The sequence below is a fragment of the Methanobrevibacter boviskoreani JH1 genome, assembly GCF_000320505.1.
Taxonomy (GTDB): domain Archaea; phylum Methanobacteriota; class Methanobacteria; order Methanobacteriales; family Methanobacteriaceae; genus Methanarmilla; species Methanarmilla boviskoreani.
Genome location: NZ_BAGX02000021.1, coordinates 74,502 through 89,700 on the forward strand (window position 1 = coordinate 74,502; position 15,199 = coordinate 89,700).

Sequence of the window (15,199 nt, forward strand, 5' to 3'; positions counted from 1 at the left end):
TTTTAAAAATTAATCAGGGATTCTTAAAAATGGTATTTATAAGGGGTTTTAAAATTAAATAGTGAAAAATAGTTAAAATTTAATTTCTTTTAATTACTGTTTGGATAAATCGTCATATGTTAATAAAAATGATTTTTTACTTTTTTCAAGTTTTTTTTAAACATTCAAATTCCATTTATCTGTATTATTTTTATTCTGTTTTTTAATGATTTATTATATGGATATCATTAATTGCTCTTTGACCTACTAACACAGTACTTACATAAAGAATTCTTGTCCTTAATAAACCTCTTCTTTCCAGTACAGTAAAATTTATTGTTCTCTTTTGTAACAGTCATGTCCTTGGATTTTATACCAACTGGATGTAGGGACTTCTTAACAATAAAAGTCAGATATATTGAAATATACTTTATAAAATCCCTATACTCATAATCACCTGGTGAGTTCTCTTCAAAATAATAGTCAACTCTATCTTTAAAATCATTTACTTTCTTGTCATCCACTTCTATATTTAAACTTCCAGGATGTTTTCTATTGATGATTTCTTTATAGGTATAATAGTTATATCTTGTAAGTAGGCTTATTGCATCTGTAGAATATCCGTGTGGCATTCTTACATGGTCATAATTAATCATGTATTCATATATTTCATCAAATAGCTCTTTAGTATTCATAGTATTCAACTGTATTATACTTTTTAAACTACACTTTCTTATCTTATTATTTTTAGACTATTTTAAAAAAATTATCTAAGTATTTTAAAATTCAATTTTGTATTTTAAATTAACTTACTATAATAATATATATTATATATAATAGTCAAGTTTTAAAAAAGATTATATATTAGAAAATATAATTTTTATAATAATTACTTTTAGTTACTAAAAGTTTCTAAAATTTTTTTATAAATTTAACTTAGCATTAAACAACTTAGTTTATTTATAATTTCTAAATTAGAATTATGAATCTACTTAGATATTTATTTAGTTTAGGTTTGGATCTATAATTTTTAAGTTTAAATTATAAATTTAATTAATCCATAGTTTAAATTTATAAAAATAAAGAATCAATACTTAATTACTTAATAGCTAAAACTTATAGAGGAATCGTTATGGCATTTAAAGACTTATTCAATTTTAAGAAAGATGAAACTACCTTTGTATTTGTAGGTGGAAAAGGTGGGGTAGGTAAAACCTCAGTATCTGCATCAACTGCATTATGGTTAGCACGTAATGGTAAGAAAACATTACTTGTATCAACAGATCCTGCACACTCCCTATCAGATTCACTTGAGATGTACATTGGACCATATCCAAAATTCATTACAGAAAACCTCTGGGGTATGGAAATAGATCCAGATGTTGCAATGGAAGAAAAACAAAGGGAAATAGATGCACGTAAAACATTGACCGACAAAAATACTGCAATGGGATTGGATTTATTGTCAGATCAGATGGACCTTGCATCATCTGCTCCAGGTGCTGATGAGACTGCGGCATTTGAATTGTTCATGCGTATCATTAATAATGATAGTGATGACTATGACATGGTGGTATTCGATACTGCTCCTACAGGACATACCTTAAGATTACTTTCATTTCCGGATTTAATGGAATCATGGGTTGGAAGAATGATGAAGGCCAAGGCAAAGCTTGGGGAGGCTGCAAACAAAATCAAAAGCATCATTCCATTTATGGATGTGGATGAACAGCAAACAGCTGCAGAATTGGAGCAGACCAAAAAAGATGTTGAGAAGGCTAAGAAAATCTTATCAGATCCTGAGAGGACCACATTTAAGATGGTTGTAATTCCTGAGGAGATGTCAATCTATGAATCTGAGAGGGCTATCGAATCATTGGATAAATTTGACATGACAACCGACGGTATCATTGTAAACCAGGTAATGCCTGATATCGATGACTGTGATTTCTGCCATTCAAGATATAAATTGCAGCAGAAACGTCTTGCATTAATCAATCAAAAGTTCTCTGATAAGGAGATTACCCAGGTTCCCTTATTTAAGGATGAGGTTAAGGGCATTGATAAATTAACCAAATTTGGTGACATTCTCTATGAAGGTAGGGAAAATGATGAGATTCACCATGAGGCTATCCAATTATAGTATCTTTACTTTTAATTATTTTTTTTTAATTTTTAAGATATAAAAACAGTTCATTATAATTTTTTAGCACTATAAAAACAGCTCATTATAAGTTTTCAACAATATAAAAAAAATCTGATATAAAAAGAGTTAAACTCCTTTGAATCAAAAGTCAGTTTCTAATTTTTTTTAAGAGTGTGATTTAAGGCTATATATTTTTGACTTTTGATCCAGGTGTTTATCTAAGAAATTTAAAGCATAATAATATTTTCCTTGGCAGATAATATTCTTGTGTGTAATGAAAACGAAACCTTTTTTTTAAATTTTTGAGAGAGAAAATTTTAAAGGTAATGTGATTTTTAGGTATGCCTAAACTTCTTGTATAATACTTAGAACAAACTAGTATATAAACATTTAGGTATACCTAAACTTTTTTTATAAATTTTTCAAAATCCCTACTTATAAATAATATAATATAGAAAGTTTTTATTGTACAAATCTATTTTATGATTAAAATTATTAGTGTGATTTTTTTTAGGCTTATTGAAAAAAAATTTTTTTTAAAATATTCTGAATAATCTATTAATATTTTTTAAAGATATCTTAGTTTGGTACAATTCTTCTTTAAAAAAATTAATAGGAGGTGAAAATATTGAAAAACTCGTTAATCTTTATGTTATTGATTTCCCTAGTAATTATATCAGTCACCTCTATTTCAGGAGCAGACAATTCAACAGGCGATTTGGACCTGATGGTTGATAATGAATCAGCCACCGTTGCTGATAATGTATCTGTTAATCTTAACAATAATTCCTCTATGGGTGTTTCAGAAGATAATAGCTTTAATCTTGAAGGCAATATTGTAGAAAATAATAGTTCTAAAGCTGAAACATTTCCTCTTAACACATCTTCTATTAATGAAACTACAGTTAATGATGAAGATGGGAATACAGATGAAATAGATGTCTTAAAACTTGGTTCTAATATTTCAAACAATACTATAATACCTGATAACACATCCATTAAAAGTGATGAAATATTAAAGGATGAAAATCCCGTAACATACTATGTTTCCTAGATGGTAGTGATTCAAATGACGGTAGTGAGAATTCACCATTTAGAACGATAGTCCATGGAATCCAATTGGCAAATGCTAATGGTATAACTAGGATAATTGTTAAGAAAGGAGATTATGGAGAATCAAACCTTAAAATAAACTCCAATATCATATTGGAAGGTATGGACAATCCTGTAATTATCCCTTCCGGATCTAACTCAGTTTTTATAATTAATAATACTGGTGTGATAATCAATGGGTTTACATTTGCAGGTGGAAGAGGAAGTGTTATAAAGTCTAATAATTCCAACCTTACAGTTATAAATTCTCTATTTGCTAACAACACAGCCTCACCTACCGGTGGCATATACTTTGTAAATGGTAACTTGAACATTACCAATTCAACCTTTACAAATTGTATCTCATTAAATGGCGGTGACGGTGGAGCAATACACATGGAAAGAGGCACACTCTATATATCTGGCTCATTATTTGACGGCAACATGGCAAGGGCAGGGTCATCTACAGCATTGGGCTCTGCAGGTGGTTCAATATTTGCCGATAGGACCAATGCCTATTTAATAAATTCCACCATTAAAAACTCCTTAGCATCAGAATTTGGTGGGGGAGTATTTGTCAGTGGAAACTTGACCATGATAAATTCAAGTATCATAAACAATACTGCGGGTTATGGTAGTGGAGTATACTGTGAATACTTGCCATTCTATGACTATGGATATTTAACTGTAATAGATTCCACATTTGAAAACAATACTGGTAATAATCTTAGTGGTGGTAACAATCTTGGTGGAGCAGTTTATTCTGGTTATGCTAAGGTCGAATCCTCTAGATTCATTTCAAACAATGTGACTACAGGTCCATATGGTAATGGTGGAGCTATTTATGCCATAAAGAATATGGATATAAACAACTCAGTATTTACAAACAATATTGCATCATATCAAGGTGGAGCTTTATATTCAAGTGATGGTTCCATAACAGTAAATAACAGTAATTTTACAAATAACACCGCTTATTTAGGTGGTGGCGCATTAGTGGCTGATCAGTTAAATAATAATATAATAAATTGTAGTTTTGTAAACGATACTGCAGGAGGTTATGGTGGAGCGGTAAGTCTTAGAAATGGAACTGTGGTAAATAGCACATTTACAGACAACAAGGCTCAAATGGGTGCTGCTCTATTTATAAACGGTGGACTTATCAATAATTCCACATTTATAAATAATGAGGCCTCAAAGGGATATGGTATTGAGATATTTACCAATGGAACTCTCATCAATTCCCTAATTGACGGCACCACATTGAAGGAGTATAATTATCCATATATTTCAGCTCAAATGCAATCAATCACATCAGACGGTTTCTATTGCTTCTGTCTGGAACATTATAACCTGCCGCCAGATTCAGGATCATTAGGTGACGGACTAAGAACCGTTTGCAACTATAAAACCAACACCAATGTTGAGGAGTATCTAAAGATTCTATACTATGTCTACTATGAGACATTGTCCGATAATCAGTCTGATGAGGGTAAAAAGGCTTTAAGCGAGATGCAAACCTTGACTTGGACTTTTACGGATGGTGACTTTACACAGAGCACCAACCCGAAGGTTCAAAATGTGGTAAATCTCTACAATAGTGGTTTCCGTGTAAATACAACCCATGCTATCAAGACTTTAAGTAATGGAACCAATGCGTATATGGTATTTAGAAGTTTCTATAATGGAAACAACAACCAGAATATGGTGATGTTCAGATTGGAACCATTCTTTGATAATCTTACAGTTGTAAAAGAGACATTGGACACCAATGTTTCAAAGGGAAGTGTTGTAAGATTTAATATAACCGTACTTAACAATGGTGGCTCTACTTTAAGCCATGTGTTTGTAAATGATTCCGACTTTGATAAGGAATTGGTGTTTACAGGATTTGAAAGTGGAAGCCTAGGTGCAGACTGGAATTATACAAATGGTCTATTTGTATTGAATTCCCTACTTGCTCCAAACCAGACCGTAAGCTTGATTCTATTATTCAATACAACAGGTAACGGTACATTTACAAATAATGTTACAGCAGGATTTGACAATAGAACCTTGTCTAATTCAACAAATAGAACAGTGGTCTTTGATCCTAGATTGGAAATTCTTAAGATAACCAATACTAAGGTGGTATATGTTGGTAACTTAACCAGCTTCACTATTGTGGTTAGAAATACCGGTGATTGTAATCTGTCCAATGTTCAGGTTACAGAAAGTTCATTTGATGGCTTAGAGTTCAGCCATTTTGATGGTGTGGACTGGAGGGAGGATAATAATGTTTATACCTTGAATAAAGTCCTAGCTCCAGGTGAATCATCTAGCTTTACAGTTTACTTTAAAACTTTAGAACTTGGAAACCTAACAAACATTGTTGTAGCATCATCTAACGAAACTGGAAACAGGTCTGCAATGAATACAACAGAGGTTAGAAACATCACCAACTCAACAGATAACAACACTGACAAGACAGAATCCAATTCAACTACCAATAAGACCAATATGACAGAGTCCAACTTAACCATTAATGGAACCGAAACAGCAACTAGTAAAAACATGGATGATATAGCTTGCCATGTTAACTATAATACTGGTAATCCATTGTATCTATTATTGGTTTCCTTATGTTTAGTCGGTACGGTTCACATAAAAGGCAAAAAATAGTTTTAATCCCTTTTTGTTTTTTATTTTTTTTATAAAATCTCTGTTAGTTGGGATTTTTATTTTTTAAAGTTTTTACGGTGATTTAAAACTTTTTAATAGCTATCTAATTGTTTTTTATTATTAGCTTAAAAATGTTTAATAGCTATCTAATTATTACTTAAAAAATAGAGCTTAATATAAAAATCTTTTTTTTAAAAATCTTCATATTCAATATATCAATATGCTTTTTTTATCTATTGCTCTGATTGATACATAGTTTTTTATTTTATCCAGTTATATATTAAAACATGGAAAAAGAGAAATGGATTAGATATGGAGTTGCAATCTTCTTTATTTTAATACTGCTTTTCGGTTCGGTTGCAATTGTTTTCCTATATACCTCACTGGACTTTAGTCAGTTATTCATTTAATATTACCATAACACACATATAGGTAAACTCAGAGTGGCTTACCTCTTCTAAGCTGCCTCTAAATATCCTCTCATCAGGATAGCTTAATCTTTCACAGACTATGACCTGTCTATTGGGATCTGCCCCATTGTCAATTAGAAACTGGGCCATGTCTTTAACCTTTCTTGATGGAAGCGCAATGGTTTCCAATCCATTGTCTATTATTGGAAGTATGTCCTCGATGTTTTCCCTTCCATGAAACGTCATGATATTCGCACTGTCCCATGGGATTTTGCATCTGCTTGATGCAAGCTGAAGTGAGCTTATGCCTGGTATGACCTCGATGTTTTCCCTTGGAAAGCCCTTTTCCTCTGATATTTCAAGAATCGGTTTTAGAAGTCCTGAAAAACCGGGATCTCCTGTTGAAAGTAGTGCAACATCCTTGCCTTCCTTTGCAATGTCCACACTTTCCTCAAGGTTTCCATGTAGGTTCTTGACATTGAATATGATTTTCTCATTCACCTCATCAAATAGATCAATGGCCCTCTTACTTCCTATTACAATATCAGCATTCTTTACAGTTTCCACTGCCTTGTAGGTTAGATATTCGAAATCTCCAGGTCCAATCCCAACAATGTATAATTTTGACATCTTCTTAATTCCTCATGTTTTTAGGTTTATATAAATTAGTATAAACTTTATTGTTTATTTTATATTAAGGTAATAATCTATTTTTTAGAATAGCAATCTGCTTCTTATTCTCTTAACTTTAGATTATTGATTTCTCTTTTCAATATTTTATAAATGGATTCTGCACCAACAATCTCACCATCTAGATTCCAGTATGAGGGATACATTATAAAGGGCCTTGTCTGACTTCCTCCAAGACCTCCATGGCTTCCAACCAGTTCCTCAAATGCGCATACCTCATCGGTTTCAGGGTCATAGAAACTGTTTACAAGTATGTCCGGTGTATGCTTAAATGAGTTTGTTCTCTTTAAATGATAGCTGGCATTTTTACCGAAGTTTTTAAGTGGGTCCTCGCCCTGTACAACACCCTTTTCAATATAGTTGATTCCATCCTCGCCAATGACCATGGCACCGTTGTTCTTTGAGTTTACAAGTATGAATCCGATGTATTTGTTCTTAACAAGTCCTGGTATGAGGTTCGGGAAATAGCTTATGATCTCCTCATAGCTTAGTCTATGTGACCATTGTGTCAGATATATCAATGCAAGATTTCCTGAACCTAGAACGATTACCTCTGAGTTCTCGGGCTTCTGGATCTTGTATTGCCTTGGACTGTATTTCTCAATATACTCTAGACTGTTTGAGTACAGGTTCCTCATATAGGTAATCTGTCTGTTCAATGGTATGAAAACATCCCTAAGTTCGTCATCAGAATTGATTAGACTGTAGAAACTCATGTCCTCTGGAAGCAGGCTTCTCACATACTTGTCAAAGCTTATTCCATATCTTTGTTTGAAGGTTGCACCATTACTCTGTCCATGGTCTGACTGGATTACAAATTCATAGTCCCTTCTTGAATACTTGCTTGCCTCCTTAATACGCTTGAACTGCTTGTCCAATGTTTTAAGACATCTGAATGAATCCTCATCCCTTATGCCGGAGTGATGTGCAATCTCGTCATATCCAAGATAGGTTGCATAGATTGTATCTAGCTTACCATTCATCATGTCCCATATGATGGTGTGGGTGTTGACCTCCCTTAAAAATACGTTGGTTCCTGCACGTGTTAGGTTATATATGAATCCCCTTCTGATACGTGGCCTTATGTTTTTTATGGTATGTTTAATCTGGGAGTATGCCTCCAGGATTATCTCATATAAGAATAGTACACATATACGTGCAAAACTGTTAGGGTTTTCAAACACTGAAAACCATGCACTGTTGAACATCTTCTGTATGTTCAATGCCTTGGATAGCGTGAATATCACATTGTCGGTGTCACCTGAGAAGAGGTTGCAGCGGCTTCCCCCATCATCTGTAAGAAGTCCATTACCATTTGAAATCCTCTCCTCCATTATGCTTGTGTTGTTGAAGCTTCCACAACTCATGATCCTGTTGCCATTGTCCTTTTCAACCCAGCGGTATGCAACAATGTCCCTATTGTTTCCATGTAGTATTCCTGCCTGGCTTGCACCGGTTTGGCTTGACAAATCTGTCTCCCATCTTTTGACCTTATGGCTTCCCTTATCCAACCATCCTTTAAGTGTGGGCATATAGTCCTTGTCAATGGCCTCCATTAATATGTCATATGCAAGTCCATCGATTTCGAGAATGATGAGTCCACTGTATTGTTTCAATGATTCCTTTCTTCTGCTGTTCAATGCATCCCTTGTAATGCCTCTGTAATATGAACTGTTGTCGTCAATGGTAACGATACCTGCTAGAACTGTGTTTATGGCTGCCATGAGAAACGGTACCAGAAACAATGCAGGTCCATTTATCTCGAAACCCTTTATGAAGAAGGCTAGAATATAGAAGAACAGTGCATTAAAGATAAGTGATGCGGCTCCAAAGGTATATACAAAAAACGGCATAAACACCCGTGTTAGAATAGGCCAGAGCAATGCGTTTACAATACCTACCAGGGTTACAACGATTATCGCCATTTCAATGCTGTTTACATACAGTCCCAGATTGAAAGGGGCAACGATTAGAAAACCAATTATATTACCTATCCATATTACAATTGTCCTTATTGCAAAGTCTTTATATGAGAACTTCTCAATATTTGGTTCATAATCCTCGGGCATTCTGGCAAGTGTTCTTCTAATGGTTTCAGGATCATACTTATCTTTCTTGCTCATGTTCTCACCAAATATTGTTATGTTCTTTTATATCTCTATTGAAAATTTAGATAATATCTTTATATTTAGATGTTTGCAATTCAATTTTTTTATATTAATAAAATATTTATAATCTGAATTGAATTATTTCCGTAAGGTTATTTAACTCAATTTTTTTTATATTTATGACTTATTTAGAACTCTAATTGAATTATCTTTTTAAGATTTTTTTGATTAAATCTTTATATTGTAAAATATTTATAATACGAATTTATATTATAATTCTTTTTTATGAACATTTTTATAATTTTGGATATTATTTTAGTCTATTCTAAATCTGGAAAATTATAATAGTTGTTCTATTGGACATTATTTTAATCCGTTCTAAAACTGGAAAATCATAATATTTATTTTCCAAGACAATTTAGTCTGTTTTAAACTGAAAATTATAATATTCATTCTCTCAATTTAATCATTGGTTCTATTTATCTTTTCTTTCATCCTTTGACTTGTCATTGTCCTCAAAGGGATTTAGATTATTGGCTATCTGTGAGATTTTGCCCTCAATAAAATCTGCAATGTCATCTGGATTCAGGAATCTGTCAACATCCTCCCTTGTTGGGAAGATCTTCTTCTGATTGCTGTGTCTTATATAGATTGGCTTTTTATGATTTTTATTCTCCTTATCCTCAACCTCGGGACTTTTTAATTTGAATATGGTGATTTCAGGAGCACAGTTTATTCTAAGCCAGAAAACGTTGGTGCCCAATCCCTTGCTTGTATACTGTATCATGTCCCCAACTTTATATTCCCCGACAGGATATTTCTGGGAACCCTCTCCTCTAAGTATTGTGGTATTGAGACCAGGTATGATGAATTGTCCACCATGGGAGTGTCCTGATATCTGAAGTGCAAATCTGCCTGTAAGTGATGTAATGTCTGCAAAGTCTGGTTCATGAGCCAACATAATGGCAGGACCCTCCTCAGGCAGTTCCTCCATAACCTTATCCAGATCCTCCTTGTTGAGCATTGTACTGTCCACACCGGCAACATTAAGTTTTGCAGTTCTGTTATTCATTCTTCTTTCGATTGTATAGACATTATTGCTTATATCAATGATGCCTGCATTCTTCAATATTTCCCTAATTCTATCGGGGTCCGTCCAGTGGTCATGGTTTCCAAGTACTGCAAGTGACACGTCCTTTGCCTTAAGCATTGAAAGACATCTTTCCAGATCATCTGCAACATCGTCTAAAATATAGGATACATAGTCTCCTGTAAGTGCTATCATATCTGCCTTCTGTTTGTTCACTATCTCGATTACACCCTCAAGATATTCTGCTGTTAACCATTGGCCAAGATGTAGGTCAGACAAGTTTACAATCTTATAGTTATGAAACATCGGATCCAGGTCTTTGATTTCAACATTAACCTCAACAATATCATATACACTTTCATCAAATTCCATCGGCACAATCTTTTCACGTGTTACCGTCATTGCTTTTTGAATCATTTGTCTTGCAGCTAGTGCAGTTGGTTTATCTTCTGACATTTAATTAACCTTTTTTGTGTTTAAAATTAGCTAAAAAGTTATTTTGGCTTTAAAGTTTATAATTAAATTATTAAAACCTGTCTTCAATCTTTCAAATTTTAATAATTTAATTAATTAAGTATTGTCTTTTAATTTATTTAAGAATTTTTTTAGGATTTAAAATTCATTTTTCTGATGGCTTTTTAAAAAAGTTTAAAACTGTGGTAATTAACCATATGGATATACATGATAACATTAAGATTTCATATATTTGAATTATTAATTGTTTTTGATTAGATTATCCTCAATAATCTTAAAAACATTTTAGAAATGCCTTTAATTATTGTTTGAAATTATCTAAATCCGGGGTTTGTTCTGGTTTTAAAAAATGGATATACTTCCTTCTAATATTAATTCATTTTGAAAATTGATTCTATGATTTGTCAAAAATTTCCTCAATATATTATATAATAATATTTATAAATCTGGAAAAATAAATATAGAAAAATAGATTTAATTTTAGATTAAACATTATTTTTTAAAAAACTATTTATTGTTATTTTGGCTTAAAAACTATCTTTTTGTTTTAGGCAGATTATTTATTTATTGTTTTAGTGATATTATGTTACAAATTGCGGTAACAGGAAAACCAAATGTAGGAAAATCATCATTCTTTAATTCAGCTACAGCCTCAAAGGTTGAAATGGCAAACTATCCATTTACAACCATTGATGCAAACATAGCTATCGGACATGTAATCTCTAAATGTCCTTGTAAGGAACTTGGTGTAACATGTAACCCTAGAAATTCAGATTGTAAAGACGGTAAAAGAATCATACCAGTTGAACTCATCGATGTTGCAGGTCTAGTACCTGGAGCACATGAAGGTAAGGGATTGGGAAATAAATTCCTGGATGACCTAATGCAGGCAAAGGTCCTAATCCATGTGATTGACGCTTCAGGTTCAACCGATGCAGAGGGAAATCCGGTCGAGGCTGGTTCACATGACCCGTTAGATGACTTGGACTTTATGGAAACCGAGATTGTCATGTGGTTATATGGAATTCTAAGTAGAAACTGGGTAAGGCTTACACGTAAAATCGGTGCAGAACATTTGGATGTTGCAAAGGTAATCTATGAACAATTATCTGGTACAGGAATTACTGTCGAGGATGTAATCGAGGCAAAAAGAAAGGTTGAACCAGATTACACTAAATGGGAAAAGGAGGATTTAATAGAGCTTACAAGAAATATATTACATCTTTCAAAACCTATGATTATCGTTGCAAACAAGGCGGATTTACCTACTGCATCCGAGAACATTAAGAGACTTCAGGAAAAATATCCATATGTGATTCCATGTTCTGCTGAATCAGAGCTTGCACTTGTAAGGGCTGCAGAATCAGGACTCATTAGTTACACCTCAGGTGACTCCTCATTTGAGATATTGGAAGAGGATAAATTGAGCAAAAACCAGAAATTAGCTCTTGACTATATTCAAACCAATATCCTGGATGTATATGGTAGTACTGGTATTCAGAAAGCACTTAATACAGCAATATTTGACCTATTGGATATGATAGCTGTCTATCCTGTACAGGATGAACATAAATACTCAGATCAGAAGGGTAATGTATTGCCTGATGCTATATTAATCAAGAAGGGTTCCACTCCACATCAGCTTGCATATGTTATCCACACAGACATTGGTGATAAGTTCCTATATGCAATAGACGCACGTAAGAACATGAGAATCTCAAGTGACTATGAACTTGAGGATGGGGATATTATCAGTATTGTAACTACCTAGTTTCAATACTCTAAATCCAATTTTTTTTTGTTCGAGCTTTTGTTGAATTGATTTTAAGATTTATTTAACTAATCAACTTATTTTTTCATATTAAACATTTCTGGATAATGTTTTAAGCTATTTAACCATCTATAAACCATTCCATTTCAGCGGATTTTACACTTGAAACCTACCTCTAGAAACTTTTCTTTATATGAAACTCAACTCTTAAAACTTATAAATAAAATTAATCTTAAATATATCCTTAATTAAAAGTCTTTAATATGGAATCTCTTTTTAAACCAGATTATTTAAAAAACTGAAGATTCAACATATTGAAATTATTACTATATTTAAAAAAATTATTGAAAAGGTGAAAGAATGCATCCACGTCCAAGTCCTATAGCTGCGGCATTATACACATTAAGAGATATGAATGTCGATGTAATTGTAATGCATGGTCCGAAAGGTTGTTGTTTTAGAACAAGCAGACTTCTTGAAAGTGATGGAGTAAGGGTCTTAACGACCGGTATGAGTGAAAACGATTTTATATTAGGTGCAGGTGAGAAACTAGAAGACACCCTAAACAAGGCATATGAGATGTTCCATCCGAAACTCATGGGGATTGTCGGAACATGTGCAAGTATGATTATTGGTGAGGACCTAGAAGGTGCAGCGGAAAATGCAGATCTGGACTGCACAATCATACCTGTCGAGGTACATGCAGGTTTGGGAGAAGGAGACAATACAGAGGGGGCTATATTAGTCCTAAAACGTGCTGCAGAATATGGTGTCATACCTGAGGAGGAGGCAGCAAGACAGATTGAAATGTTAAGGCAGGCAACCGAGGTAGAGAAAACAAGGGGAATGGCCCAGGGCAAATATATAAAACCTAACTTTGGGGACAACAAGGAAAAGATTGGAAATATCATTGTGGACTCCATAAGGGAAGGTAGAAAGGTGGCATTTGTCTTAAATGTTAAGAAAGAAACATCATATCTGTTTGCTGACATTCTAAACTTTGATTATAGAAAGATCAATCCCGATAATAAGCCACTGTTTATCGGAAACCTCGATGAGAACATTGGCCTTCCCAGAATCAGGTCCCATGCCGTAAATGTTAAGGCTAACCTTAAGGAAGAATCCAATGTGGAGTTTGATTATATAACAGGTGGTCTTGATGAATATCCCATAACCGCCAACAAGGCAGAGGAGATTTTAAAGGAATATGATCCGGACTTAACCGTTGTGGTAGGTGTTCCACATGCACTTAAGATAGAGAATGTTCCAGGTGAATCCATTGCAGTTACAGATGGTCCAAGACTTGTGGAGGCCTTAAGGGAGGATGGCTATGACCATGTTGTAGCGGAACTCGATGCCCATTCAAAAACACTTGGTGTGGATTCGATTGTTGATTCCGACTTTGGAATGATGATAAGATCTATTATAGATTGGCAGAATGAGGATTAAAGCTTTTTATATAGATTCATCTATGGATTATTTTTTAGCTGTTTTCCCTATTTGTTCCCTATAAAAATTTACCTGATTTTTTTCCATTTACTAATTTTTTTAACAAATTCTAATTTTACTTGATACGAACAGGGTAATATTTTAAATGGTAATCTGTTTCTAATTAAATTGAATGTTTTTTTAGTAAGTTTTTTAATCTATTTTAAATAAAATATTATTAAGGTTTAAAATTTAGGGATAATTATTGGTCTATATCTTTCGGGATATTTTGTTGATTAATACAATTAAGGATTAAGTAATTTCACTTTGAATGATCCATTTTTAAATATGGCTGTGCTTTAAAGGATTCATTTTTAAAAACTATTGTGTTAATGGACTGTTTGTGGTTGAGAATAGTTATTCTGTATTATTATGGCTGTGGAGAAAATGATTACAATTATTGATTATAAAAGTGGAAATCTTAGAAGTATATCAAATGGTTTTAAAAAGATCGGGGTGGATGTTGAGATTACAGATGATCCTGAGAAAATAGCCGATGCCGAATATTTGGTGCTTCCAGGTGTAGGCTCCTTTGGTTCAGCGATGGGAAATATCGAACCTTTCAGGGATGTAATTCACGAACATATTAATGATGGAAAACCATTTTTAGGTATCTGTCTAGGTCTTCAGGTACTTCTTTCAACCAGTGATGAGACACCTGATGTTAAGGGTTTAGGTGTGTTTCCAGGTCATGTGAAGATATTGCCTCCAGGTCGTAAAATACCTCACATGGGATGGAACAAATTGAATCTTGTTAAACCATGTCCAATACTTGAGGGCATGGATGGTAAATATTTCTACTTTGTACACTCCTATTATGTTGAACCTGATGATAGGGATGTGATTGTTGGAACCTGTGACTATGGTTTTGATTTAACTGCAGCGTTATGGCGTGATAATGTATATGCAACACAGTTCCATCCAGAAAAAAGTGGGGTACATGGTCTTAAAATACTTAAAAACTTTGTAAACCTTAAGGATTAGGTTTACCTTCCATTTTTATAGAAGCTGTTTTCAATTATTCTAATTGAAAATTCTATTTTATTTTTGCCTATTTTAGAATTATTCTAAATTGATTCATTGATATTTTTATGGATTTTTATAATTTTAGGAATAATTTTCATGTTTTTTGATTCAATTAATATTTCCTTATAGATTTTTATAATTTTAAAAACAATCTTTATGATTTATATTTTATATTGTTTTAAAAAAATCATAAAAGGTCGTCAATAACTATTTCTTTTGAATTCAGATTATTTTCTAAATCATGAATTTTTTTTATAGTTATAT

10 protein-coding genes are annotated in these 15,199 nt (G+C 33.1%); 6 read left to right on the forward strand and 4 right to left on the reverse strand.

The genetic code is table 11. The annotated features are described in order from the left end of the window. Positions 1–227 precede the first annotated feature (227 nt). Positions 228–674 carry a DUF2115 family protein gene (locus ON24_RS06015; RefSeq protein WP_040682297.1) on the reverse strand — a complete coding sequence of 149 codons (447 nt, stop codon included), beginning with the start codon at positions 672–674 and terminating at the stop codon, positions 228–230. Between the two features lie 437 nt (positions 675–1,111). On the opposite strand from ON24_RS06015, the gene ON24_RS06020 reads away from it, so the two are divergent. The 3 genes from ON24_RS06020 (at position 1,112) to ON24_RS06030 (ending at position 5,878) form a co-directional block, all read left to right on the forward strand. Beyond that, a complete protein-coding gene (locus tag ON24_RS06020) occupies positions 1,112–2,122 on the forward strand; it encodes a TRC40/GET3/ArsA family transport-energizing ATPase (RefSeq protein WP_040682298.1) in 1,011 nt (336 codons plus the stop codon). Between the two features lie 631 nt (positions 2,123–2,753). After that, positions 2,754–3,179: a hypothetical protein gene (locus ON24_RS06025; RefSeq protein WP_152411894.1), complete on the forward strand. Its 426-nt coding sequence runs from the start codon at positions 2,754–2,756 to the stop codon at positions 3,177–3,179. A gap of 65 nt (positions 3,180–3,244) precedes the next feature. Next, positions 3,245–5,878 carry a DUF7507 domain-containing protein gene (locus ON24_RS06030; RefSeq protein ID WP_040682300.1) on the forward strand — a complete coding sequence of 878 codons (2,634 nt, stop codon included), beginning with the start codon at positions 3,245–3,247 and terminating at the stop codon, positions 5,876–5,878. Positions 5,879–6,276: 398 nt separating this feature from the next. On the opposite strand, the gene ON24_RS06035 is transcribed toward ON24_RS06030, so the two are convergent. The 3 genes from ON24_RS06035 to ON24_RS06045 all read right to left on the reverse strand — a co-directional run bounded on the left by ON24_RS06035 (position 6,277) and on the right by ON24_RS06045 (position 10,632). After that, positions 6,277–6,918: a cobalt-precorrin-7 (C(5))-methyltransferase gene (locus ON24_RS06035; protein ID WP_040682301.1), complete on the reverse strand. Its 642-nt coding sequence runs from the start codon at positions 6,916–6,918 to the stop codon at positions 6,277–6,279. Positions 6,919–7,022: 104 nt separating this feature from the next. Beyond that, positions 7,023–9,047, reverse strand: coding sequence for a phage holin family protein (locus ON24_RS06040; protein ID WP_050553578.1), 2,025 nt, complete (start codon positions 9,045–9,047; stop codon positions 7,023–7,025). A gap of 514 nt (positions 9,048–9,561) precedes the next feature. Beyond that, positions 9,562–10,632 carry a metallophosphoesterase gene (locus tag ON24_RS06045; protein WP_040682302.1) on the reverse strand — a complete coding sequence of 357 codons (1,071 nt, stop codon included), beginning with the start codon at positions 10,630–10,632 and terminating at the stop codon, positions 9,562–9,564. A gap of 601 nt (positions 10,633–11,233) precedes the next feature. Between ON24_RS06045 and ON24_RS06050 the strand changes: the two genes are divergently transcribed. The 3 genes from ON24_RS06050 to hisH all read left to right on the forward strand — a co-directional run bounded on the left by ON24_RS06050 (position 11,234) and on the right by hisH (position 14,893). Further along, entirely contained in the window at positions 11,234–12,421 is a 1,188-nt protein-coding gene (locus ON24_RS06050; protein WP_040682303.1) for a redox-regulated ATPase YchF, read from the forward strand. Between the two features lie 360 nt (positions 12,422–12,781). Continuing rightward, positions 12,782–13,870 (forward strand): Ni-sirohydrochlorin a,c-diamide reductive cyclase catalytic subunit, encoded by a 1,089-nt coding sequence (gene cfbD / locus ON24_RS06055; RefSeq protein WP_040682304.1) that lies wholly within the window; start codon positions 12,782–12,784, stop codon positions 13,868–13,870. A gap of 426 nt (positions 13,871–14,296) precedes the next feature. Further along, positions 14,297–14,893 carry an imidazole glycerol phosphate synthase subunit HisH gene (gene hisH, locus ON24_RS06060; RefSeq protein WP_016357746.1) on the forward strand — a complete coding sequence of 199 codons (597 nt, stop codon included), beginning with the start codon at positions 14,297–14,299 and terminating at the stop codon, positions 14,891–14,893. Positions 14,894–15,199 lie beyond the last annotated feature (306 nt).